The sequence below is a fragment of the Nocardia sp. CS682 genome, from assembly GCF_004634405.1.
GTDB classification, from domain to species: domain Bacteria; phylum Actinomycetota; class Actinomycetes; order Mycobacteriales; family Mycobacteriaceae; genus Nocardia; species Nocardia ninae.
The window spans coordinates 486,161-510,590 of record NZ_CP029710.1 but is presented as its reverse complement, the minus strand read 5'-3'; the positions used below and the strand labels follow the sequence as shown (position 1 = coordinate 510,590).

The following is a 24,430-nucleotide window of genomic DNA, read 5'->3' as shown; positions in this document are numbered from 1 at the left end:
CTCGGATCAGCGGGGCAGCAGCGTGATTCGGGCGTTGTGCACCGGGCTCAGGCCGGTGTGATAGCGGCGCGGCGGCTCGATCGGGCCGGGAGCCGGTGCGATGCGCCGGTTCTCGAGGACGACACGGAAGAGGATGCGCGCCTCGGCGAGGGCGAACTGGGCGCCCAGGCAGCGGTGCGGGCCCGCGCCGAAGGTGAGCCAGGTGTGGCCGCTGGGCCGCTCGTCGAGGAAGCGCTCGGGACGGAAGGCCATCGGATCCTGGTAGTGCCGCGGTGATTCGTGGATCAGCAGGATCGGGACGATGACGATGGCGCCCTTGGGGATGTGCACCCCGTTGATCACGGTGTCGCGCAACGCCCGTCGGCCGGTGAACGGCGACACCGGGCGCAGCCGCATGGTTTCGGCGACAACGGCGTCGAGGTAGGCATCGAGGCGGGCGCTGTCGCCCGCGTCGATGGCCGCGTCCAGTTCGGCCATGGTCTCGGGATGGCCGGCCAGCATGGCGGCGATCCAGCCGAGGGTGATCGCGGTGGTCTCGTAGGCGCCGAGCAGGATGCCGCGCATGTTGCGGGCCAGCGCGGCGTCGTCGTGCTGGTCCAGTTCGGTGCCGACGTAGCGGGACAGCACGTCTTTCCGGGAGCCCGCGTCGCCGGGCGTGGCGCGCCGGGCCGCGATCTCCTCGATGATGACGGCGTCGACCTCGGCTTGGCGGCGCCGCAGCGGCGGGTAGGGCAGCGTGTATCCGCCGACCAGCGGGGTGATCAGGGTGACCGCGAGGAACCCGCGGCTCTCGATCTCGCCGAACCACGCCTTGACCGCACGCTGGAGCCGGTCTCGGCGGACCGGCGCGACATCACCGAAGACGACGCCGAGCAGCACGCCGATAGCCAGATCGTAACCCGCTGTCAGGAACTCGAACTCCTCGCCGACCGGCCACTTGGGCAGCTCACGTTCGACCACCTCGACCATGAGTTCTTCGTAGGACCGCAGCGCCTTGCTCTGGAACGGCGGAGCGAACAGCTTGCGTTCGCGGCGGTGTTCGTCGCCGTCGAGGAAGATCAGCGTCTGCTTGCCGAACATCTGGTCGTGGCTGGAGAACCGGCTCAGCACCTGGCCGATCGAGAAGTCGTCGTGGTTGGTGAACAGGTCGCGCACGTCGTCCATGTCGTAGGTGACCAGCATGGTCGGAAAGCCCGGCGGCGAGATGACGAACCGTTCGCCGAGCTCCAGCAGCGGGGACTCGTGGGTGCCTGGCCGCATCAATCCGCCGATCTGCCCGAGGTGGCGATTGCGGAGGCGGGGCAGATCGCGCAGCGATACGGAGGTCTGTGGCACTGGGCCATCCTGACCGGTGGTTCGGCTGCGCGCAAACCCGAAATCGGCGCGGCGGCAACGGTGCCCGTGACGTTGCTGCCCCTATTTTTCGGGGCTCCGACCAGTGCGTTGTTGATCTTGTGGAGGTCGGAGACCGGCGTACCGACAGCTATATTGTGGCACTGACAGTCACAACGCACCGTGTGCCACTCCTCGTAGATCAGGGGACCAGGACCGGCCGAATTCAGGCTCCACCGTTAGAGGAAGCAGCTCGTGCACAACACTTTCGTCGACACCCTGTTCGCCCAGGTCGAGAAGCGGCCGACCGATGTGGTGTACCGGTTCCTGGACAGCGGAGACGTCGACGGTGTCGTCCGCGAGATCTCGTACGCGGACCTGGGTACCCGCGCTCGGGCGATCGCGGCCGCGCTGCAAGAGGGGCTTCCGCAGCGGGCGCTGCTGCTGTACCCGGCCGGCCCGGAGTTTGCCGAAGCGTTCTTCGGCTGCCTCGCTGCGGGTGTGGTTGCGGTGCCTGCGCCACTGCCGGAATGGGAGAACCGTTCGCTGCGGCGGCTGCGCCGGATGGTCGCGCACGCCGAGGTCGAGGTGGTGCTTGCGCCGCGGCGGGTGGTCGCGGATTCGGCGGCGCTGTGCGCGGAGATTCCCGAGCTGGCGGGCGTGCGGTGGCTGGCCACTGACGAGACCGCCGATGATCAGGCGGCACAGTGGCGCGAGCCGGAAGTGGGCGCGGAGTCGGTCGCGTTCATTCAGTACACCTCCGGCTCGACCAGCGCGCCGCGCGGCGTCCTGCTCACCCACGAGAACCTGCTGCACAACCAGCGTGCGCTCGTCGCCGGGCTCGGCCACGATCGCGTGCTGGCGGACGGTTGGGACGGTGCGCTTTTCGCCAGCTGGCTGCCGATGTACCACGACATGGGCCTCATCGCGCCGCTGCTGCACACGGTGTATATCGGCGCCGAGTCCGTGCTGATGTCGCCGCTGTATTTCCTGCAGCGGCCCGAGCGGTGGCTGCAAGCGATCAGTACCTATCGCGCGCACACCAGCGGTGGCCCCAACTTCGCTTACGAACTGTGCGTGCGCCGGATCGCGCCGGAACAGATCGAGCGGCTCGATCTCAGTAGCTGGCGAGTAGCGTTCAACGGCTCCGAACCGGTGCGCCCCGCCACGGTGCGGCGGTTCACCGAGACCTTCGGCCGGGCCGGATTCCGCGCCGAATCCCATCAGCCGGTCTACGGGTTGGCCGAGGCGACGCTGATCGTGACCGCGCCGTCCACCACGGCGCCGCCGACGTTCCATGAGGTGACCGGCGACCGCGCACGGGGCGCCGAATTGGTCGGCGTCGGGCCCGCGGCGGCGGGCATGTCGATCGCGATCGTCGATCCCGAGCACGGCATCGAGCGTGCCGAGGGTGTCGAAGGTGAGATCTGGGTCGCCGGAAACAGTGTCGCCGCAGGGTATTTCCGGGACGAGCAGGCCACCGCCGAGGTGTTCGGCGCGACGCTGCCCGGTGATGATCGGCGCTACCTGCGCACGGGGGATCTCGGATTGTGCTCCGGCGGTGAACTGTTCGTCACCGGTCGGCGCAAGGATCTGCTGATCATCGACGGCCGCAATCACTATCCGCAGGACCTCGAATCGACCGTCGAGGCCGCGCACGACGCGGTACGAGCGGGTTGTGTCGCCGCGTTCTCGGTCGATCTCGGGCTCGACGGCGAGCAGCCGGTCGTGGTGGCGGAGGTGCGCGGCGAGGACCTGGCCGAACTCGAGGGCGCGGTGCGCGCCGCGGTGGCGACCGAGCACGGGCTCAATCTCGCTGCGGTGCTGCTGATTCGACCGGGCACCATCTTCAAGACCAGCAGCGGGAAGATCCAGCGTTCGGCCTGCCGGGCGGCGTATCTGTCCGGCGAGCTGCTCGCGCTGCTGGCGGGCGCGGTGCGCTCGCCCGAGGACGAACTGGACTACTACGACCCGGAAGCGGTGACCGAGGAGCCCGCGGCCGTGGTCGAGGACCAGCCGTCCGCCGAGTCGCTGCGCGCCTGGCTGGTGACCGCGATCGCCCGGCACGCGGACCTGGATCCCGAGCGCATCGACATCCATCGGCCGCTGGTCGAATTCGGTTTGGGCTCGGCCGATTTGGTGGAGCTCGTGGTCGATCTGTCGGATTTCGTCGGACGCTTCCTCGACACCAATCTGTTCTTCGATCACCCCACCATCGACGGGGTGGCCACCGTGCTGGCCTCCGTCACGGCGACCGAGCCCGGCACGCCCGAACCCGAGACTGCCGACACGGTCGACGACATCGACGACGCGGACGACGACGCGATCGCGATTCTCTCGATGTCCTGCCGATTCCCTGGCGGCGCGGATTCCCCCGAGGCGTTGTGGCGGCTGCTGGACGGTAACGGCGACGCGATCACCGACATGCCCGCGGGCCGCTGGGACATCGACGGCCTGTACGACCCGGACACCTCCGCGCCCGGCAAGGCGTACACCTTCCGCGGCGGTTACGTCGACGGCATCGATCGCTTCGATGCCGCCTTCTTCGGGATCGGCCCGCGCGAGGCCACGGTGATGGATCCGCAGCAGCGGATGATGTTGCAGCTCAGCTGGGAGGCGATCGAACGGTCCGGGCGCGATCCGCGCAGCTTGCACGGCAGCGCGACCGGTGTCTACCTCGGCGTCTACAGCACCGGCTACCTGGCCGATCCCGCCCCGGAACAGCTGAACGGCCAAGTAGGCACCGGTCTTTCGCCGAGTGTCGCGTCCGGCCGGATCTCCTACACCCTCGGGCTGCACGGACCCGCGGTCACCTTGGACACCGCGTGTTCCTCGTCGATCGTCGCGACGCACCTGGCGATGCAGGCACTGCGCGCGGGCGAGTGCGATCTCGCGTTGGCCGGCGGCGCCACGCTGCTGATGTCACCGACCGCCCACATCGAACTGTGCCGTTTGGGCGTGCTGTCGCCGACGGGACGCAGCGCGCCGTTCTCCGCGGCGGCGGACGGAACGGTGTGGGCCGAGGGTGCCGGTCTGTTGCTGCTGAAGCGGCTCGGTGACGCCCGCCGCGACGGTGACCGGGTACTCGCGGTCATTCGTGGTTCGGCCGTCAATCAGGACGGCCGCAGCCAGGGGCTCAGCGCTCCCAACGGTGCTGCGCAGGAACAGGTGCTGCGCTCGGCGCTGCGGGTGTCGGGGCTGGCGCCGCACGAGATCGACTATGTAGAGGCGCACGGGACCGGTACCGCGCTCGGCGATCCGATCGAGGCGCGGGCGCTGGCCCGGGTGTTCGGGCCGGGTCGCGATCCGGAGCGCCCGCTCGGGCTCGGATCGCTGAAATCCAATGTGGGGCATACGCAGGCGGCGGCCGGTGTCGGCAGCATCATCAAACTGGTGCTCGCGCTACAGCATGAACGCATTCCCGCGACTTTGAACGCGAGTGTGCCGTCACCGCAGGTGGATTGGGCTAATAGCGGGCTGACGGTGCAGGCCGAACCGATGTCGTGGCGACGAGGTGACCGGCCACGTCGCGCCGGGGTGAGCGCCTTCGGGCTCAGCGGAACGAACGCGCATCTGATCTTGGAGGAAGCTCCCGCCGAGCCAGCCCCGATCGCGGCGGCGGACAGTCATGGTGTTGTGCTGCTGCCGATCTCGGCGCGCAGTCAGGCCTCGTTGCAAGGTCAGGCCGAGCGGCTGCTCGACCTGGTCGCCGCCGATCCGGGGCTGGCACCGGGACCGGTGGCGCGCGCACTCGCGTTGCAGCGCACCCAGTTCGAGCGGCGTGCCGTGGCGGTGGCCGCCGATCGGGACGAGATGATCGGCGCGCTGCGCGATCTGGTGGATGGGCGGTCGTCGGCGAATGCCGTCCTCGGCGCCGGGGCGGTGCTCACCAACGCGAAAACCGCGTTCGTCTTTCCCGGGCAGGGCGCACAGTGGGTCGGCATGGCCCGTGACATGCTCGCCGACTCCGCGGCGTTCCGGGCGGAATTCGAGCAGTGCGACAAGGCGTTCGGCGCGCACACCGGCTGGTCGCTGGTCGAGAAATTGACCACCATGACCGCGGCAGACTTCATCGACTTTCCGGTCGTGCAGCCGCTGCTGTTCGCGACCATGGCCGCGCTGGCGGCGAGCTGGCGCGCGGTCGGGGTTACCCCGGACGCGGTGATCGGCCACAGCCAGGGCGAGATCGCCGCTGCCTACTGTGCCGGTGTCCTCGAATTGAGCGATGCCGCACGGATCGTCCTCACGCGCAGTCGCCTGATGCAGGCCATTGCCGAACCCGGGGCGATGGCGATGATCGGCTTGCCCGAGGCCGAGGTCGCCCCGCGGCTGGCGGCCTTCGACGGCCGGGTGTCCATCGCGGCGGTGAATGTGCGGCGTTCGACGATCGTGGCGGGGGAGCAGGCCGCGGTCGAGGAGCTGCTGGCCGAGTTCGCCCGTGCGGGAACCTACACGCGTCTCGGTGCCTCCGGCCCCGGCTTCGCCGGGCACTGCCGGTTGATCGAGTCCATCCGCGATCCGTTCGCCGTCGAGCTGGCCGGTATGACGGCGGATGTGCCGGCGACGCAATGGTATTCGACAGTGACGGGCGAGCCCGTGACAGGCGCACCGATCGGGCCCGAGTACTGGTACCGGAACGCGCGGGAGACCGTGCGCTTCGCGGCCACCATCGAGCGCATGATCGCCGACGGGTACCGATATTTCGTGGAACTGGGTGTGCACCCGTCGCTGGCCGCGGCCGTGCAGACGGTGTCGGAGGAGATCTCCCGCGAGGTGGTGTCCGTTGGCTCACTGGTCCGAGACCAGGACGGGCCGACCTGCCTGGCCAGGGCACAGGCCGCGCTGTATGTCGCAGGCCACGAACTCGATTGGACCAGGCTGGTTCCCGAGCACGGCCGGGTCGAGCTGCCCACCTACGCCTTCGATGAGCGGCGATTCTGGACCGAGGGAGCCAACCGCGACACCTCGTCGCTCGGGCTCGCCGATGCCGCCCACCCTGTGCTTGGTGCCGTGGTGCCGCAGCCTGATTCGGGCGGCGTCAGCCTGACCGGCCGGTTGTCGCGGCAGCAGCAGCCGTGGGTGACCGATCACGCCGGACCGAACGCGGTGCTGCTGCCCGGTGCCGCGTTGGTCGAACTGGCCGTCCGCGCGGGCGACGAGGCAGACGCTCCGGTGCTGCGTGAACTGGTATTGCGGGCGCCGCTGCTGGTGCCCGAGCGTGGCGCCGTGCAGATCCAGACGGTGGTCGGCGGCGCCGACGCCGAGGAACGTCGCACGGTACGCATCTATGCGCGCGACGACAACGATTCGGATGCGCAGTGGTTGCTGCACGCCGATGGCATCGTCGGCGCGGACTTCGAACAGGCTCCGCCCCAGGCGGATTCGGCCGCCTGGCCACCTGTGGACGCGGTGCGCGTCGACGTCGAAGCCTTGTACACCGAGCTGTTCGCGCGCGGCCACCAGTACGGTCCGCTGTTCCGGGCGATGCGGGCGGCATGGCGGCGCGATGACGAGATCTTCGTCGAGGTCGAGCTGGCCGAAGCCGCGCACGGCGACGCCGCGAAGTTCGGCATCCATCCCGTCCTGCTGGACGCCGCGTTGCACGCCACGGCCCTGTTCGCCGCCGACGGCGCACACGCCATGCTGCCGTTCGTGTGGACCGACGTGGCGCTGTGGGCCACGGGTGCCACCGCGCTGCGCGTGCGGCTGACGCGCTCGGGACCCGACACCGTCACCATGGCCGCTACCGATCGGACCGGACGGCCGGTGGTGTCGGTGGGTTCGGTGCTGTTGCGTCCGGTCGCAGCCGCGCAATGGGACGCGGCGTCGATTGCTCCGGCGTTCCGTCGCATGTTCCGGATGGAGTGGTCGGAGCGCGCACTGCCCGTGCCGGACCGGACGCTGACCATAGGCGACTGGGGTTCGGCCGCTTCGGAAGCCGTCGACGCGCTCATTGTGCCGGTGCCCGAAGGGAATTCGCCACGCCAGGTGCACGACACGGCTCAACAGGTACTGGCCGCGCTGCAAACAATCCTGGGCGACAGCCGATTCGAGCAAGCAACGCTGGTCGTGCGCACGCGCGGCGCGGTGGCCCTGCCCGGCGCGGACAGCCCGAATCCGGCCGGTGCGGTCGTGTGGGGGCTGGTGCGCTCGGCGCAGTCGGAGAATCCGGGGCGGATCGTGCTGATCGATTCGACCGACCCCGATATCGACATCCCCGCCCTGCTCGCCACTGGCGAACAGCAATTGGCCGTGCGCGACGGCGTGGCATTCGTGCCGCGACTGGCGCGGCTGCCCGAGAACGCCGCCCGAGCGGCTGATCGAGTGTCACTCGGTGACGGTGCGGTACTCATCACCGGTGCTCCCGGGCGGCTCGGTTCGGCGCTGGCCCGGCACCTGGCCGACACCTACGGCGTGCGAGACCTGGTTCTGGTCAGCCGTCGCGGCATCGATGGACCCGGCGGTGCGGAGTTGCGCGACGACCTGGAAAGGCGCGGGGTCCGTACGCGATTCGCCCGCTGCGACATCGCCGACCGCGCGTCGCTGGCCCAGCTGCTCGACGGTCTGCCACTGGCGGGCGTGATCCACGCGGCCTGCGTGCTCGACGACAGCACCTTAGCCGCGTTGACCCCCGCACAGCTCGACGCCGCACTGCGGCCGAAAGTCGATGCGGCACACCATCTGCACGAGCTGACGGCGGATCGTGAGCTGTCGCTGTTCGTGCTGTTCTCCGCGGCGGGCGGACTGTTCGGCACACCGGGGCAGGCCAACTACGCCGCCGCCAACGCCTACCTGGACGCGCTGGCGCTGCGCCGCCGGGCACTCGGGCTACCCGCGCAGTCGCTCGCCTGGGGCGCGTGGGAGGTCGACATGCACGACCACATGTCGCAGGCCGACATCCGGCGGATCACCCGCGCGGGCATCCGCGCGTTCTCGGTGCCGGAGGGCATGGCGTGCTTCGACGCCGCACTGCGCCTCGATGATCCGATTCTGGTGCCGCTGCTGCTCGATACCGACGTGCTGCGGCGCGGACCGGCCGTTCCGCCGCTGCTGCGCGGCCTCGTCCGACGCGCGCCGCGGCGCGCCGTGGCCGACCATGCGACCGTGGACGTAGCGGCGGGAACGCGCTTCGCCGAACAACTTCGGGCCGTCCCTCGGCCGGCGGCCGTCACCATGGCGATGGCCGCGATGGCGGAGTGGACGGGCCAGGTGCTCGGTCATTCCGGCAGCGAGACGGTCGCGGCCGAGGAGACCTTCCAGAGCCTGGGTCTGGACTCGCTGATGGCCGTCGAACTGCGCAACAAGGTGCGCGAGCACACCGGCGTCACGGTGCCGCTCGGCGCGATGCTCGCGGAGCAGAATCTCACCGAGCTCGCCGAGTATCTCGTCGGAGAAGTGTTGCGGCAGTCCACTTCCGACGGCGCGGGCACCGCGGCCGCCGAGGTGCCCGACGTCGAAACGTTGCCGGTGACCAGGGACATGATGCGGCTGCTGCGGACCGAACAGCTCGGTATCCCGAGCGCCGCGCAGACCGGCGGTGTCGCCGTGCGGGTGGCGGCCCGGGTCACCCGGGCACAGCTGGAACAGGCGCTGGCCCGCCTGGCCCGCCGACATGCCGCGCTGCGCACCACCATTGCGCCGAGCGAGGAGCACGGACGGCAGCTGGAGATCCGCCGCGAGCCCGGCGCCCTGGCCGAGTGGCGCGACCTCGACCACCTGGATGACGCAGTGGTCCAAGAGCATTTCCGTGCGCTGATGGCGCGGCCGTTCGACCTGACCACCGGTCCGCTGTGGCGCTTCGAACTGCTCAACGCCGAATCCGTTGATCAGGTAGTGCTTTTCGGCGCTCATCACAGCATGAGCGATGTGCAGTCGATGCTGCTCGTCGCGGGGGAACTCGCCGCGGAGCTGTCCGGCGCACAACTCGACGACACGGTGACCAACCGGGACATGCACCAGTTGCTTGCCGCCCAGCCGAGCAAGCGAGCGGGCGACGACGCCGCGGTCACCCGCTGGCGCGCGGCCTTCGCCGGAGCGCGCAGGCTCGAGTTGACCTTGGCGCAGCCACGGCCCGCCCAGCGCAGCTACGGTGCCGGATCGGTCGCGCTGGACATGCCCGCCGGCCTGCACGATCGGGTCGCGGACCGCGCCCGCGACCTCGGCATCACGCCCGCCGCGGTCTTCCTCGGAGCGCTGACCGTGCTGTTGTCCCGTCGCCAGCGGGTCGACCGGTTCGCCCTCGCGGTTCCGGTGGATACCCGCATGCACGCCGACGCCACGGACGCCGTCGGATACTTCGGTGTGCCCGTGCCGTTCCCAGCGGCGGTCTCAGCGAATGACCTGGTCACCGATGTGCTGCGCCGTACCGGTGAGCGGCTGCGGACGCTGCTCGCGCCCGGTGCGGGCTTCGCCGACGTGCTCGCCGCACTCGCCACCGAAGGCCTGTACCGGGAGAACGCGCCGCTGATCGAGGTGTATTTCAACTACCTGCGCGCGAATTCGGCGGTCGCACCGGTCGAGGTCGTTCCGGTGAGCACCGGCTACTCCGATCTCGACCTGATGGTCGCGGTGCTGCCGGACACCGGCCAGGTGTGGTTCACCTACAACAGCGACATCATCGACCCGCGCACCTGCACTGAGTTCGGGACGGAATACCTGGCCACGGTCGCGGCGGCGGTCGCTGATCCCGGTGCGCCTGTGCTGCCGGAAACCGTTGCGCAGCAATCGGAGTCAGGTGTACGTGCGGCTCTGGCCGCGACCTTCACGTTGGGCAGACTGCCCGAGCTTATGGTGGCGGCGTCGTCGGACGGCACGGCGATCACCGTCGCGGAAGCGCCTTATCACCATGTGCTGTCCTGTCTGCGCGACCCGTCGGGCGTGTTCGCGCAGCCCTCCACGGCGCTCGGCATCGTGCTGCTGCGGGCCACGGATCTGGAACGCTTCGGCGCGGTATCCGACGATCTGCTCACCGAGCTCGCCGCCGAGTATCCGGCGGCCGTGCGCGAGGTGGCCGAACGCACCCGCAGGCCGCTCATCGTCGGCATCCTGCCGTCGGCGCGCCCGGTGGAACGGTTGCTCGCCTGGGAGCGGCTGGTCGCCGAACGCCTCGGCGATGTTCCCGGCGTCGCGGTGCTGGAGCCGAGCGCGTGGACGCGGCATCATCCGGTGGACCAGCCCTTCGACGACCGGACCGAGATCCTCGCCCATCTGCCCTTCACGCCGGAGTTCCAGGCGGCGGTGGCGCTCACCCTCGTCGCGACCGTCGGCGCGGTGACCGAGCCCGCCCCGAAGGTGATCGCGGTGGACGGCGACGACACGTTGTGGAGCGGGACGGCGGGCGAAATCGGCGCCGCTGCCGTGACTTTCGATGCACCGCGCCGTGCGCTGGCCCGACGGCTGGCCCAGTGGCGCGCGGCAGGCACGCTGCTGGTGCTGGTCAGTAACAATGACGAAGATGTCGTCCAGGCCATCCTGAACCGGCCCGACAGTCCACTGCGCCCCGGGGATTTCGCGGCCGTCTCCACTGGCTGGGACGGCAAGCCGCAGCGGCTGGCGGAGGTCGCGCGCACACTGGGGCTCGGCCTGGACAGCTTCTGCTACCTCGACGACAACCCGGTCGAGGTGGCGCGCATGCGTGCGCAGCTGCCCGAAGTGCTCTCGGTAACGTGCCCGCCCGTCGACGAGGTGGTCGATTTCCTCGCCCGGTTGTGGCCGATGGTGCCGATCGCGGCGACGGCGGAAGACCGGGCCCGAGCCGACTTCTATCGGCAGGAGCAGCAGCGTGACAGTGCCCGCGCCACAGCGGAATTCGCGGATTTCCTCGCGCAGCTGAACCTCGAGGTCGAGCTGGAGCCGATGACCGACGCCACGCTCGGGCGAGCACGCCAGTTGGTGCGACGGACCACGCAGTTCACCCTGTCCGCCGTCACCGTGGCCGATCTGGACCGGTGGCGCGCCGAGGGCGAGGTGTGGACGGCGACGGCGCGGGACCGCTTCGGCGAGTACGGCCTGATCTCGGTGCTCGCACTGCGGGTGGACGCGGACCGCCTGGTGATCAGCGGGTGGCAGCTCAGCTGCCGTGCCCTCGGACGCGGCGTCGAGGAACGACTACTCGGCTGGGCGGCGGACCGGGCCGAGGTGCTCGGCTGCACTACGGTGCAGATCTCGGTCGAGCACACCGAGCGCAACGAACCGGCCCGGCGCTTGCTCGGGCGGCTCGGCGGGAGCGCCGACGAACAGCGACTGGACGTTTCGGTGACACCGGACCGCCTGCGCGAATTCCGCTCCTGGGCGACCAACGATGCGGAGGTGACCCCGTGACCGGCCCGGATGAGCGAACCTCGGTGCGCAACTCGGCTGTCGACCGCCGTCTGCGCGGCGAATCGCTCGAACGGAGCACCGCCGCAATGGATGTCGCCGCCCTGCTGGCACGCACCGGCGCCGCACCGGTGGCGCGGGCACCACGCCCGCCGGCGACAACCACCGCGCGGCAGTGGGATGCCGAGACGCTCGCGGCGGCGATCACCGCCGTAGCGAATCGGTTCACCGAGACGCCGATCGACGCCGACACCGACTTCTTCGACGCGGGCGGCACCTCCCTCGCCGCAGTGGAACTCGTCGCGGCACTGGCTCGTGAGCTCGACATCCATCCGGATCTCGACACCGTGTTCTTCGACGCGCGCCCGCGCAGGCTGGCCAACCGCTGGCTGGCCGACCATCCCGCATCCGGTCCGCGCTCGGACGAGCAGCCCGACACCGACGACCTCGCGCAACTCTTCGCCGACCTCGCGGGCGCCGACCGGCTACCGCTGGTCGCGGCGCCGGAGCGGGTCGCCCCGCGCCGCATCCTGCTGACCGGGGTCACCGGGTTTCTCGGTAGCCACCTGCTGCTGGATCTACTGCGGCACAGCGAAGCACACGTGGTGTGCCTGATCCGGGCCGACGACGATGTCGCCGCCACGCAGCGGTTGGAGCACGCCCTGCGACGCTTCGCACTGCCGTGGTCGCGCGAGGTACTCCGGCGCGTGACACCGCTGGCGGGCGACCTGCGCAGCCCCCGGCTCGGTCTGAGCGACGAACGGTGGGAAACCCTTGCCGCCGAGGTGGATTCGATCGTCAACGCGGGCGCCGCGGTGGACTTCCTGCGCGGCTACCCGTCGCTGCGCCGGACCAACGTGCTCGGCCCGCTGACCCTGGCGGAGCTGGCCTGCACCGGTCGCCCGAAACCGCTGCACCACATCTCCTCCCTGGCCGTGTTCAACGGTGCCGACGCGGTCACGCTGAGCGAGGACGAGCCGACCGCCAATGTCGCCGCGCTGCCCATCGGCTACGACCGATCCAAGTGGGCCGCCGAGGCCGTGCTGCGCCGGGCGGGCGAACACGGCCTCGTGGTGACGATCCTGCGCCCCGGCGGCATCGGCAGCCACCCGGAGACGGGCGCGCACAACCCGCGCGACCTCAACTCCGGAATCACCGCCGCCCTCATGCGTTTTCGCACCGTGCCCGGCTTCCGATATCTCAACGCCGCACCGGTCGACTGGGTGAGCCGGGTGGCGGCGGAGATAGTCGGCACGCCGAGCGCATGGGGCCACACCTATCACCTCACCGGCCCACCCACCTCGCTCGAACAGGTGGTCGCCGAAACCACGCTGGGCGGCCTGGGTATTCGCGTGCAGCACTGGGAGCAGTGGTGCACGGACGTGGTACAGGCGATCGAGGACGGCCCGGTGCCGGAACTGGCATCGCTGGCGCAGGTGCTGCAAAGCCCGGTGGCCCGGACGCAGCTGGCGGCCATGGTGACCGCGCCGTCCGCGTCGGCTGCCCGCACCGACGCCTTCGTGGCGGCCAACGGCCTGCCCGCGCCCGTCGTCCCCGGCCCGGCGGCCCGCGCGAAGATGCTCGCGGCCATGACGGGCCTCGGACCGCAGCCGGGCGAGGATCCCTATCTGCGGTTCCACGAAACACTCACCGGGGCAGTCGGTCCGGTCGATGCCGCCGCCGACCTGCCCTGCGACCTCCGGTTGACGCTGTCCGTGGCGAGCAGCGCCCAGGCGTTCAGTGCGCGCACGCTGGACGTGAAGGGCGAGCTCACGTGCGCCGAGCTACACGAGGGGCCGCTCACGGTCGAGGGCACCGCGACGGTCCGGCCACACGACGGCACTCCGCTGCGGCACGAGGTGCGGCACCCGATCATGCATTACCAACTGACGCTGCGTGATTCGTCCGGCGGCACCTGGTGGCTGGAGGGGTACAAGTTCGCGGCGGCGCGCCGTCGCCTGGTCCGCCAGCTCGGTACTCAGGTGATCGAGATCGGCCGCACGGGGGAGCCCGCGTCGTATGCCGGCGAGGTGGCCGTCCCGATGCACACCTACCTGCCCGATCAAATCGACGGCATCGAGATCGATCCACGGCTGTCCGAACGGCAGCAGCGGCTGGCGAAACTGTTGTGGCTCAGCTGGTTCGGTAGTCAGCTCGGTAAGAGCCTGCTGGAGCCGGTTCTGCGCGTCGGGATCGATCTACTGGATCTGCGCCGTGCCATGCGTAAGGAGCACCGCCGATGACCGGATCAGCCGAACTCGCCCGTGCCGAGGTGATCTCGTTCCGCACTGCCGACGGCGTCGACCTCGAACTGCGCCGCGTCGGGCCCGCCGACGGGCCCGCGGTGCTGCTGGTGCACGGGCACGGTGTGTCGTCGGAGATGTTCGCGCTGCCCGAGATCCGCAATGTCACCGACGTCCTGGCCGACGCGGGCTACCAGTCGTGGCTACTGGACTGGCGCGGCAGCAGCCGCCTGCCGCACAACGCCTCCGGACGGCCCTACACCTTCGACGATGTCGCCCTCTACGACCTCCCGGCGACGGTCGCGCAGATCCGAGCGGAGATCGGCGACCGCCCGCTGTTCGTCGTCGCACACTGCATCGGCGCGCTGGCCTTGTCGCTGAGCATGACCGGCGGCCTGCTGCCCGACCTGGCGGGCGTGGTCGCCCAGGGGGTGTTCCTGACCCCTAAGGTGAGCACCTCGGCGCGGGTGCGGGTGCTGCTCGGCAGCGAGCTGCTCGGCACCCGGGTCGGCCATATCGAATCCGACTTCCGCAAGGTCGGGCTGTGGAACCGGCGCACCCTGCTCTACGCCGCGCTGTCCCGCAAGGGCGACTGCCCCGACCCGACCTGCCGCATGGTGCAGCACGGATGGGGAATGGGCGCCAAGCTCTTCGAACACGACCACCTCGACGCGCGCACCCACGACCGGATCGCCGACCTGTTCGGCCCGATACCGCTGTCCGTGCTGCCGCATCTGCGGCAGATGGAGTTGGCGCACGCGGTGCTGCGCTGGAACGTCGACGACGAGCGGTACGGCGCGCTCCCGGAGAACGCGCTCGATCGAGCCGATCGAATCGACTGTCCGGTGCTGTTGCTGGCGGGCAGTCGTAACGAAGCGTGGCTCGACTCCAACAAGCTGTGCTACGAGGTACTTTCGGCGCGCAATCCCGGAGTCGACGTGCGCTACACCGAGATTCCCTCCTACGGGCACCTCGATACGTTCATCGGCCGTGGCGCGGCGCTGGACGTGTTCGGGCACATCGTCGATTTCCTCGACGAGACGTCAGCTCGGCTGGCGTAATGGCAGGCCTGCGGCTTGATAGATGGCATCGATGACGGTCATGGTCGCGACGGCGTCGCTGGGTCCGGTGGCGATCGGCTCGCCGCGCAGTATCGCGGCGACGAAGGCGTCGAGTTGATAGTCGTAGGAGGGGCGACGCCCGAAGCGCCGCAGCCGCCTGCCGTCCACCGAGCGGACCGACAGCACGTGCCCGAGCTGCGGCAGGATCGGATTGAGCAACCGCATCCGGCCTTGCTCGCCGACGACGGTGGCACTGGCGCTCAGCACGTCCGCAGACCACATCGAGCAGCGGATGCGGCCGGTGTGACCGGACGGGAAGCGCAGCTCGGCGGTCATCGCGCGATCGATCTCGGGTCCGCGCAGCTTCGCCTGCGCCGCAACCACTTCCGGGTTCTCGCCGCCGAGCACGCGGGCCAGGTGCACGGGGTAGCAGCCCGCGTCCATCAGGGCGCCGCCCGCCAGGCGGTAGTCGTAGCGGATGTCGGAGGACTTCGACAGCGGGAAGGAGAAGGCCGCTTCCACGCGCAGCAGCTTGCCCAATTCGCCGGAGGCGATAATCTTTTCGGCGCCGGCGATGAGCGGGTGGTAGCGGTTGTGGAAGGCCTCCATCACCACGACGCCGGAATCGTTGGCCAGCGCCTCGATCTCGCGCGCCTCTGCGGCATTGGCGGTGAACGGCTTCTCGCACAGCACATGTTTCCCGGCCGCGATCGCGGCGCGGGTCCAGCGGCCGTGCAGCCCGTTGGGCAGCGGGATGTAGACCGCGTCGAGATCCGGCGCGTCGACGAGTGCCTGATAACTGTCGTAGACCTGTGCGATGCCGTGCTTGCGGGCAAACCCCTCCGCCCGCGACCGGTCCCGTGCGGCGATCGCCGACACCACGACCTCCGGGTTCCGCCCGGCCGGTGCGATCAGGGCGGCAGGCGCGATGGCGGCCGCGCCGAGGATCCCGATCCGGAGTCCGGGGCGCGTGTCTTCGGTCATGCGCAGACATTAACATCGGCACCGCACCGCAGCCGGGCTGCGCCGACTCCCGCCGATCCCGACCATGTACGCCCAGATCACGAACGAAAGTCGAGAGTATGCGTATCGCGTTGTTGACCGCGGGAACCCGGGGCGACCATCAGCCGTATCTCGCCCTGGCCGACGAATTCCGTTCGCGCGGACACCAGGTGGAGATCACCGCCACCGAGAACTATGCGGAGGTGGTGCGGCGCTCCGGCTTCGAGCCACACGTCATCCCGTTCAACTCCGCCGAGCTGCTGGAGTCACCCGCCGCCAAGCGTGGGCTGTCCTCCGGCAATCCGCTGCCGTTCCTGCAGATCATGCGGGATACGGTCAAGATCATGGCGGGGGAGCGTGGCGAGCGGATGCACGAGGTGCTGTGCGGCGCATGCGAATCGGCCGAGGTGATCGTGTCGTGCGCCTCGACGCTGCCGTGGGCGATGGAGCGGCGGAGAAGACCGGGCAGATGGTGATCGGCGGGCTGCCGTATCCGCTGGAACGCACAGCGGAGTTTCCGTCGTCGTTCACGGTCAAGCGCATGGTGAACTCGCGGCGCGTGCGGTTGGCCAGCTACACGGCCTTCGAACTCGCGTACGGGCTGGCCTACCGCAAGATGGATCGGCGGGTGCGTGAGCTGATGGGGTTGCCGGGCAAGCCGCAGAACCCGTTCCGCCGCATCCGCGCCGACGGTATTCCGTTGGTGCACATGGTGAGTCCGGTGCTGTTGCCGAAGCCGAGTGACTGGCCGGACCGCGCGACCGTCGTCGGTGCGCCGATCCTGCCGTCGCACATGCGCGCGGCGTGGGGTGAGGCGGCGGTCGATCCGGCGCTCACCGAGTGGCTCGACGAGGGCGAGCCGCCCGTCTACTTCTGCATGACCGGTATGCCCATCCTCGATCCCGTCGGCAGCTGCGACCTGATCGACACCGTGTGCCGCAGGCTGGGGGTTCGCGCCCTGGTAACGGTGAAGGGCGACGGCTTCCCCCGGGGCATCGGGTACGGCCGCAGGCTGTTCGTGCTGGACTCATTCGACTACGACCGCATCCTGCCGCGCTGCCGCGCCGTCGTCCACCACGGCGGCAGCGGCAACACCCACGACGTGCTGCGCGCCGGGCTGCCCGCGGTGGTGATCGGCGTGCACAGCGACCAATTCTTCTACGGCTGGCGGATTTCGGCGCTCGGCATCGGGGCGGACTTCCCGTATCCGTCGCTGACCGAGGATCGGTTGCACGACGCGCTGGTTCGGACGTTGACGCCGGAGGCGGCCGAGCGCGCCGCGGAACTCGGGCGCGTGGTGTCCACCGAGAACGGTATTCGTGCCGCTGCTGACGCGGTGGAAAAACTCGCCGTCACGACATCGGCCTGACCCGTGGGCGATTCCCTGCACGTAGCGATCTTCACCGACTTCCACCCGGCCACGCTCGGCGGCGTGCAGACCGCCATGCGGTCGCTGTGCGACGGCCTGCGCGGCCTCGGTCACCGGGTGACCGTATTCTGCGCTCCCGCACCGGGATCGGTGTCGCCCGAGGCCGACACCGTTGTGCTCGAAGCCGTCCCGTTCTCGATGTCGAACGGGTTGCCGCTGGTGCTGCCTACCCGCGCCAACCGGCACTTGATCGATGCCGCGTTCGCCGAGCGCGGCCCGATCGATGTGGTGCACGCGCTGACCACCTACGGCTGCGGGATCCTGGGCGCACGCGCCGCACGCAGACACGGCATCCCGGTTGTGCAGACCATGCAGAGTCGCGACGACACGGTGATCGAAAAATACTCTCCTTCACCGTATCTGGCGGCTTTGACGATGCGGTGGCTGCACGGAGCCTTCGTGCGCTCGCGCAAGCCACCCGTCTATCCCGGAGACGGCCGCATCGCCCGGCTCGCGTGGCGCCCGCTGATCGCACAAGCCCAGGCGGCCGATCGGGTAACCGTGCCGACCCGCCACTTCGCCCGCCGCCTGGCCGCCCGCGGCGTGGACCGGCCGATTCACGTGGTGTCCAACGGGATCGATGACGCTCTGCTCGACCGCATCCGCAGCGTGGGCGCCCCGCCGTCGACCCCGGACGCACCACTGCGTGCCCTGTGGTGCGGCCGCCTGTCCATGGAGAAGCGCCCACTCGAAGCAATCGAGGCGGCCCGCCGAGTCGACGACTGCACCCTCGACATCTACGGCAGCGGCCCCCTCGCCGACCGCGCCCGCACGGCAATCAACGAGGCCGACCTCGGTCACCGCGTCCACCTACACGGCGAAGTCGATCAGTCAGACTGCCTCACCGCCATGCGCACCCACGACGTGCTCCTACTCACCTCCGACTGCGACACCCAGGGCATGGTGCTGCTGGAGGCCGTGGCAATGGGCCTGCCGATCATCTACTGCGACCCCGAACTCTCCGAAACCATCCCCACCGCAGGCGGACTCCGCGCCCCCAACCCTTCGGTATCCGCAATCGCCACCATCCTGCAGTCGCTCGCCCAAGACCGCACCCAACTGCACACGATGCGCGCCGCCCTCACCCCCCACGCCGACGAACCCCGCCAATCCCGCCACCTGGCCGACATCCTCGCGGTCTACGCCGAAGCACGCACCGCGCGGCAACGGCCCACCGCCGGTCGGACCTGATCGATCAGTCGACCGCTTCAGTTGGTGTACGCCCTAGCTTGCGGCGGCCTCTGACATCGGCGTCAACTGAGCCGGCGAGCCACCTCGCCGAGTCCATCGGCGATGGCTTTGCGTTGCGCGGGGGTCAGGACGTCGATCAGTAGTTCGCGGACCAGTGCGACGTGGCCGGGGGCGGCGGCTTCGAGTTTGCGCCGGCCGGCCGGGGTGAGAGTGGCGACGATGCCGCGGGTGTCGTCGGGGGAGGGGGTGCGGCGGACGAAGCCTGCCTTGGCGAGTTGGTCGATCTGGTAGGTGAGGCCGCTCTTGGAGGTGAAGAGGGCTGCGGAGAGCTCGGTCATCCGCAGCTGGTGGCCGGGGGCCTGGGACAATCGGACGAGCACCTCGTACTGGGTGTGTGACAGGTGCGCGTCGTCCTTGAGCTGCTGTTCGATCCGTCGGTTCAGCAGCGCCGTGGCGGCGAGGAACGCCGTCCAGGCCCGCATTTCTTCGTCGTCGAGCCAGCGCGGCTCCGTCATCGCCCACCTCTCATGGTTGTTCAAATTCGAACAATAATCTACCATCGGGCTAGAAGTTCAAATTTGAACTACCTGGAAGGATGGCGAGACGATGCGGATGCCGGTGCTCTACCTGTCGCACGGTGCGCCGCCGCTGGCCGACGACCCCATCTGGCCGAGCCAGCTGGCCGCGTGGTCGGCGGAGTTGCCGAAACCCGAAGCGGTGCTGATGATCTCGGCGCACTGGGAGGACGCACCGCTGACCATCGGCGCGACAAGCACGGTTCCGCTGATCTACGACTTCGGCGGCTTCCCGCGCCACTACTACGAGGTGACCTACCCGGCGCCCGGCGCGCCCGAACTGGCCGATGACGTGCGCAAACTCCTGCGTGGACCCGGCATGTCCGTGCACGACGCACCGGACCGAGGGCTCGACCACGGTGCCTATGTCCCCCTGGTGGAGATGTACCCGGAAGCCGACGTGCCGGTGCTGCAGATGTCGATGCCGACGCTGGACCCGGCGGGCCTGCTGGACATCGGCCGCAAACTCGCCCCGCTGCGCGATCAGGGCGTGCTGATCGTCGGCAGCGGCTTCTTCACACACAACCTGCGCGCACTGACCCAGGACGGCTCCGTGCATCCGGTGATGACGGAGTTCGACGAATGGGGCCACCGCGCGCTGGCCGCCGCGGACCTCGACGAGCTGCTCGACTTCGAACACAAAGCCCCCGCAGCGCAGTTGGCGCATCCACGCACCGAACACTTTGCCCCGCTGTTCGTTTCGCTCGGCGCCGCGTCCGCCGAGCTGGGCACCCAGCGCAGCGTCATCGACGGCTTCTGGCGCGGCCTGGCCAAACGTTCACTCCAATTCGGCTGACCCCCTGTAACCCACCGAAAGGCACCTCGAATGAGTTCCACCGCAACAGCTTCGCCGTCCACCTCGACTGCTCACTTGGAAAAGTCGTCGGGCTATGGCGCGACTCCACACGCCTACGACGCCGGACTGCTCCTGCTGCGCATCGCGGTCGGGCTGACCATGGCCGCGCACGGCGCGCAGAAGCTGTTCGGCATGTTCGGCGGTGGCGGGCTGGACGGGACCGGAAAGTTCTTCACCAGCAAGGGGTATCCGGCCGGTGAGACGATGGCCTTGGTCGCGGGCGTGACCGAAACCTTCGGCGGTCTGGCGCTGGTGGTCGGGCTGCTCACCCCGCTCGCGGGCGCGGCCATCGTCGGCACCATGCTCAATGCCCTTGCGGTGAAGGGAACGGGAGCCTTCTTCGCCCCCAAGGGCATCGAGTACGAGCTGATCCTGGCCGCGGCCGCCGCCGCGCTGACCCTGACCGGTCCCGGTCGATACGCCGTCGACCGCTTCCTGCCCATAGTGCGCTCGCACCGTTTGGTTTACGGCCTGGCCGCGATCGTGCTGGCGCTGCTGGCCGCCGGTGCCGTGCTGCTGGTGCGCAACTGACTCAGGGTTTACCGGGGATGATCGGCGGGACGTAGTCGAACGTCATGCCGAGCAACCACACGAGCAGCAGCACCACCGGTAGGTGGAACATGAACTGCAGGAACGTGAATCCGACGAGGTCGCGCGCCCGCAGCTTCAAGACGGCGAGCAGCGGCAGCATGAAGAACGGATTGATGAGGGTGGGCAGCGCCTCGGCCACGTTGTAGATCTGCACCGTCCAGCCGAGGTTCATCTGCACGTCGGTCGCCGACTGCATCACGTAAGGCGCCTCGACCAGCCATTTTCCGCCACCGGACGGGACGAAGAAGCCCAGCGCGATGGTGTAGACGGCGATCACGATGGCGAAGCTGCCGCCGCCGCCGATGCTGGTGAAGAACTCGGCGAGGTGCTCGGAGACGGTGTGCCCGCCCCGGCCCTTTGCCTTGGTGAGGACGGCGGCCATCGCGGCGTACAGCGGGAACTGGACGAGAATGCCCGCCGTTGCCGGCACAGCGAGGGAGACGGCCTGCAAGAAGTTGCGCGGCGTGCCGTGCAGCACCAAGCCGAGCATGAGGAAGACCAGCAGATAACCGTTGAGGCTGCTGACCACCGTGAGTGCAGGCTTGGAAAAGAACTGCGAGACCAGCCATCCCAACGTCAGCGCGCCGAGCAGGATCGGCAGGATGCGGCTGTACTCGAGCCATTCCCCGGGCCTGCTGCGCGGTGTCGCTTCCGCGGGCTGGTCGTCGAGGTCGACTTCCAGTTCCTCCGCGGTCTTGATGGCCGCGCCCTTCGGCGCCGACACGTGCGCGATCACCACGGTCATCGCCATGATGATCACGCACATCAGCATGGACTGCCAGGTGAAGATCGTGGTTCCGAGGTCGAGCACGCCGGTGATCTTCAGCAGGGCAGGTGGCAACGACGTTGCGGTGGCTTGAAGTTGGGCGGCCGAGGACGACAGGCCCAGTGCCCACACGGCACCCAATCCCATGAACGCCGCGGCGCCGAGGGCGCGGTAGTCGACGCGCAGATCGGTCCGGCGGGCGATGGCGCGGGCGAGCAGGCCGCCGAACACCAAACTGAGCCCCCAATTCAGCAGGGACACCGACATGGCCAGGAATGCCACGAAACCCACTGCGCTGCTCGCGGTCTGCGGAACCGTGGCGAGCCGCTCGATGAGCCGGGCCACCGGTGGCGACGTGGCGACGACGTAGCCGGTGAGCACCACCATGGCCATCTGCAAGGTGAAAGCGGTGAGGTCCCAGAAGCCATCGCCGAAGGCGTTCACCACTGTCGCCGGTGACGAGCCGTTGGCCAGCGCGGCGACGGCGACCACGACAACGCCTAACAGTGCGAAGACATAGGCGTCCGGGAACCACTTCTCCGTCCACTTGGCGAGCGATTGCGCTACTCGCGCTAGGCCCTTTTCGGAGCTGGCTTCTTCTTCGATCGTGGACGTCATTCGGGTGTTCCTCTACTTTCCACACGCCGCCTCGCACGGATGTGACGCACCGCACACAGGCTCGGTTGGACAGTATTGATGGCACCCTCTGCACAGACAAGGGGGAATTGCGCAGGCATCGTCTGCAAAAGTGCAGAAACCGCCAGTGCGCTGGCTTTTCATGTCTGGACGGCTATTTCGTCACCCAATTCATAGCCACCGGTCAGCCGCAGCCGGTCGCCGCTCCAAAAGCGGCCGGGGTCATACCAATTGGGGCTGCGGTCCGACGGCAGCAGCTCCATCGCCTGGTATGTCGTCGCCACGATCTCCGCGCAGTACGCGTTTTCCAGCTCGCGGGCCACCGCCTGACGGCGCTTGCGACGCGGAATGCTTACTCGGCCACGCAGCCAACGTCCGGCGAGACCGGCCGTGGAGGGAAATGGCGTGCCGTCGAGCCGGGCGATGGTGCGCAGCACACTGTCTTCCATCTCGCGGGTGGCCGGCTGATTCAACTGGCGCAACCACGCCTGCTGGCCATAGCGATTCGCCCATACCAGCACCGCATCGCGCAGATTGTGCAGCTGCACGCCGCGGTGCTCGTTGCCCGACCACATGTCCGGCAACGATCGGCCGAGCTCGGCATGCCAGATCAAGGCCGGCAGATCGTCGAGCACCACCGACATGCCGACATGATTCACCGGACTGTTCGTCGTCATCCGGATTGCCCGGTCAGCCGCGGAATGTCCGCGGAACAACCAGATGTCGCCGGTTCTGGTGAGCTCCAGCGCGCGGTCGAGTGTGATGGCCGTACCCGTCATGGCCGTAGCCTATGTGCCATGAGGTGGTGGAAGGCAGTGGGATTGGCGGGTGCGGCCGGTGTGGTCGCCACCGGTGTCGTGGTGGTGCGCGCCGAGCGTCGCCGCCGCGCCTACACGCCGGAGCAGGTTCGCGAGCAGCTGCATGTGCGATTCGCGCAGGCGACGGCGGTGCGGGAAGCCGAGACCGCGCCCGAGGCACCGCAGGCCGCTGCCGGTATCCGTGGTCGGCTCCGGCGGTTGTTTCGGCGCTGACCCAACGCCCGGACTTGTCACGCAGATGTGTCGCTGATCCGTACCTGCGTTCACCCGCTGGTGGTCTGCTCGGACGATCGTGTGGTGGCGGGGGACAAGCTGTTTGCGGAGGCCCGCTGTCGGTGGCCGCTGCTTCGTAGACGACAGTTAGTGCCCAAGGAACACCACTGCTAGCAGGATGCGTAGGCGCCCGTGGTCACAGGAACATCTACCGGCCCGGCGCCGGGATTCGCTGCCGCGTCGAGTGCGGTCGTGGATGCGCCGCCGCCGACCACGCAGGCCTCGGCACCGATGCCGCCGGTGCGGGGCAGCGAGTACGCGGTGCTGATGCGCCGGATACGTCAGGCGGGACTGCTCGACCGGCAGGTGCGCTACTACGCCTGGAAGAGTGCGATCACGGCCGGGGCATTCGTCGCCGGGTGGACGGCGTTCTTCTTCCTCGGCGACTCGTGGTGGCAGCTGGCCGTCGCGGTGTTCCTCGCGGCGGTGTTCGCCCAGCTCGCCTTCCTCGGCCACGATGCCGGGCATCGGCAGATCTTCGCCGGACGGCGGGGCAACTACGTGTTCGGCCTGATCGCAGGCAATCTCGCCACCGGGTTGAGCATCGGCTGGTGGACCAGCAATCACAACCGGCACCACGCGCATCCGAACACCGAGGGCGCCGACCCCGACGTGATGGGAATCCTGGCGCACTCCGGTGACCGCGCGCGCACCGGTAAAGGCCTTCGGCGCCTGATCTTCCGGTACCAGGCTTGGCTGTTCTTTCCGTTGCTCTTGCTCGAGGCGGGCAGCCTGCACTACTCGAGCGTCCGCGCGGTGTTCCGCTGGCCGATCCCGCATCGCGGGTGGGAGGGCGTGCTGCTCGCGGCGCACTTCGCCGGATTCCTCGGAGCGGCGTTCCTGGTGCTGTCGCCGGGCAAGGCGGTGGTGTTCATCCTGGTGCAGCAAGGCCTGTTCGGTTTCTACATGGGCTGCACGTTTGCACCCAACCACAAAGGCATGGCAATGCTGAACGAAGACGATGCCACCGACTTTCTCCGCCGACAGGTGTTGACCTCCCGCAATGTTCGCGGCAGCGCCGTCGTCGATACCGCGCTGGGCGGACTGAACTACCAGATCGAACACCACCTCTTCCCGTCCATGCCCCGGCCCAACCTGCGCCGGGCCCAGCCGATGGTCATCGAATTCTGCGCCGAACTCGGTGTGCCGTACTGCCAGACCAGCCTGCTCGACTCCTACGCACAGGCGCTGCGGCACCTGAATACGGCAGGCCGATTCGCCGACGGGCAACGTAGTCTTTGAACCGCTGGCGTCAGACGGACTTTCTGGGGACACTGTTCCCAGGTACGGGGACGTTCCCGACGACATGACCACCTGAAGAAAGACAGTCATCGGCGCTC

15 protein-coding genes are annotated in these 24,430 nt (G+C 69.0%); 10 read left to right on the top strand and 5 right to left on the bottom strand.

Annotation, left to right across the window (positions count from 1 at the left end; genetic code table 11):
• Window positions 1-6: 6 nt before the first annotated feature.
• Complete coding sequence (locus DMB37_RS02320) at window positions 7-1,335, bottom strand: cytochrome P450 (protein WP_135231225.1); 1,329 nt, start codon at window positions 1,333-1,335, stop codon at window positions 7-9.
• Between the two features lie 252 nt (window positions 1,336-1,587).
• On the opposite strand from DMB37_RS02320, the gene DMB37_RS02315 reads away from it, so the two are divergent.
• The 3 genes from DMB37_RS02315 to DMB37_RS02305 are packed head-to-tail and all read left to right on the top strand — an operon-like array spanning window position 1,588 to window position 14,953.
• Entirely contained in the window at window positions 1,588-11,652 is a 10,065-nt protein-coding gene (locus DMB37_RS02315; protein WP_135231224.1) for a type I polyketide synthase, read from the top strand.
• A complete protein-coding gene (locus DMB37_RS02310; RefSeq protein WP_240772212.1) occupies window positions 11,649-13,892 on the top strand; it encodes a thioester reductase domain-containing protein in 2,244 nt (747 codons plus the stop codon). Before DMB37_RS02315 ends, DMB37_RS02310 begins: the two co-directional genes overlap by 4 nt.
• The gene (locus DMB37_RS02305) at window positions 13,889-14,953 is read left to right on the top strand and encodes an alpha/beta fold hydrolase (RefSeq protein WP_135231223.1); all 1,065 of its coding nucleotides are present in this window, start codon (window positions 13,889-13,891) and stop codon (window positions 14,951-14,953) included. The genes DMB37_RS02310 and DMB37_RS02305 overlap by 4 nt, the downstream gene beginning before the upstream one ends.
• Here DMB37_RS02305 and DMB37_RS02300 read toward each other — a convergent pair.
• Window positions 14,936-15,937: a Gfo/Idh/MocA family protein gene (locus tag DMB37_RS02300; RefSeq protein ID WP_135231222.1), complete on the bottom strand. Its 1,002-nt coding sequence runs from the start codon at window positions 15,935-15,937 to the stop codon at window positions 14,936-14,938. The genes DMB37_RS02305 and DMB37_RS02300 overlap by 18 nt on opposite strands.
• A 98-nt stretch (window positions 15,938-16,035) precedes the next feature.
• Here DMB37_RS02300 and DMB37_RS41165 point away from each other — a divergent pair, with 98 nt between their 5' ends.
• From DMB37_RS41165 to DMB37_RS02290, 3 genes are read left to right on the top strand one after another with little or no spacing between them, the layout of a single operon-like run.
• Window positions 16,036-16,431 carry a glycosyltransferase gene (locus DMB37_RS41165; protein ID WP_240772211.1) on the top strand — a complete coding sequence of 132 codons (396 nt, stop codon included), beginning with the start codon at window positions 16,036-16,038 and terminating at the stop codon, window positions 16,429-16,431.
• On the top strand, window positions 16,374-17,324 hold the full coding sequence (locus DMB37_RS02295; RefSeq protein ID WP_240772210.1) for a glycosyltransferase: 951 nt from the start codon (window positions 16,374-16,376) through the stop codon (window positions 17,322-17,324). Before DMB37_RS41165 ends, DMB37_RS02295 begins: the two co-directional genes overlap by 58 nt.
• Window positions 17,325-17,327: 3 nt before the next feature.
• A complete protein-coding gene (locus DMB37_RS02290; protein ID WP_240772209.1) occupies window positions 17,328-18,575 on the top strand; it encodes a glycosyltransferase in 1,248 nt (415 codons plus the stop codon).
• Between the two features lie 62 nt (window positions 18,576-18,637).
• Here the strand turns inward: DMB37_RS02290 and DMB37_RS02285 are convergent, their stop codons facing one another.
• A complete protein-coding gene (locus DMB37_RS02285) occupies window positions 18,638-19,090 on the bottom strand; it encodes a MarR family winged helix-turn-helix transcriptional regulator (protein WP_135231221.1) in 453 nt (150 codons plus the stop codon).
• A gap of 97 nt (window positions 19,091-19,187) precedes the next feature.
• Between DMB37_RS02285 and DMB37_RS02280 the strand changes: the two genes are divergently transcribed.
• Together DMB37_RS02280 and DMB37_RS02275 are read left to right on the top strand one after the other, a co-directional pair.
• Window positions 19,188-19,946 carry a dioxygenase gene (locus DMB37_RS02280; RefSeq protein ID WP_206055300.1) on the top strand — a complete coding sequence of 253 codons (759 nt, stop codon included), beginning with the start codon at window positions 19,188-19,190 and terminating at the stop codon, window positions 19,944-19,946.
• 75 nt (window positions 19,947-20,021) lie between these two features.
• A complete protein-coding gene (locus DMB37_RS02275; RefSeq protein ID WP_240772208.1) occupies window positions 20,022-20,537 on the top strand; it encodes a DoxX family protein in 516 nt (171 codons plus the stop codon).
• 1 nt (window position 20,538) lies between these two features.
• On the opposite strand, the gene DMB37_RS02270 is transcribed toward DMB37_RS02275, so the two are convergent.
• Together DMB37_RS02270 and DMB37_RS02265 are read right to left on the bottom strand one after the other, a co-directional pair.
• Window positions 20,539-21,981 carry a short-chain fatty acid transporter gene (locus tag DMB37_RS02270; RefSeq protein WP_135231218.1) on the bottom strand — a complete coding sequence of 481 codons (1,443 nt, stop codon included), beginning with the start codon at window positions 21,979-21,981 and terminating at the stop codon, window positions 20,539-20,541.
• Window positions 21,982-22,139: 158 nt separating this feature from the next.
• The gene (locus DMB37_RS02265; RefSeq protein ID WP_135231217.1) at window positions 22,140-22,778 is read right to left on the bottom strand and encodes a hypothetical protein; all 639 of its coding nucleotides are present in this window, start codon (window positions 22,776-22,778) and stop codon (window positions 22,140-22,142) included.
• An 18-nt stretch (window positions 22,779-22,796) separates the two neighbouring features.
• On the opposite strand from DMB37_RS02265, the gene DMB37_RS02260 reads away from it, so the two are divergent.
• Window positions 22,797-23,030, top strand: a complete 234-nt coding sequence (locus DMB37_RS02260; RefSeq protein ID WP_135231216.1) for a hypothetical protein — start codon at window positions 22,797-22,799, stop codon at window positions 23,028-23,030.
• A 252-nt stretch (window positions 23,031-23,282) separates the two neighbouring features.
• The gene (locus tag DMB37_RS02255; RefSeq protein ID WP_240772207.1) at window positions 23,283-24,332 is read left to right on the top strand and encodes an acyl-CoA desaturase; all 1,050 of its coding nucleotides are present in this window, start codon (window positions 23,283-23,285) and stop codon (window positions 24,330-24,332) included.
• Window positions 24,333-24,430: the final 98 nt, after the last annotated feature.

Coding starts and splice junctions, on each gene's coding strand:
- DMB37_RS02305 (WP_135231223.1), top strand. CDS start 13,889: ATGACCGGATCAGCCGAACTCGCCCGTGCCGAGGTGATCTCGTTCCGC.
- DMB37_RS02300 (WP_135231222.1), bottom strand. CDS start 15,937: ATGACCGAAGACACGCGCCCCGGACTCCGGATCGGGATCCTCGGCGCG.
- DMB37_RS41165 (WP_240772211.1), top strand. CDS start 16,036: ATGCGTATCGCGTTGTTGACCGCGGGAACCCGGGGCGACCATCAGCCG.
- DMB37_RS02285 (WP_135231221.1), bottom strand. CDS start 19,090: ATGACGGAGCCGCGCTGGCTCGACGACGAAGAAATGCGGGCCTGGACG.
- DMB37_RS02280 (WP_206055300.1), top strand. CDS start 19,188: ATGCCGGTGCTCTACCTGTCGCACGGTGCGCCGCCGCTGGCCGACGAC.
- DMB37_RS02270 (WP_135231218.1), bottom strand. CDS start 21,981: ATGACGTCCACGATCGAAGAAGAAGCCAGCTCCGAAAAGGGCCTAGCG.
- DMB37_RS02265 (WP_135231217.1), bottom strand. CDS start 22,778: ATGACGGGTACGGCCATCACACTCGACCGCGCGCTGGAGCTCACCAGA.
- DMB37_RS02260 (WP_135231216.1), top strand. CDS start 22,797: ATGAGGTGGTGGAAGGCAGTGGGATTGGCGGGTGCGGCCGGTGTGGTC.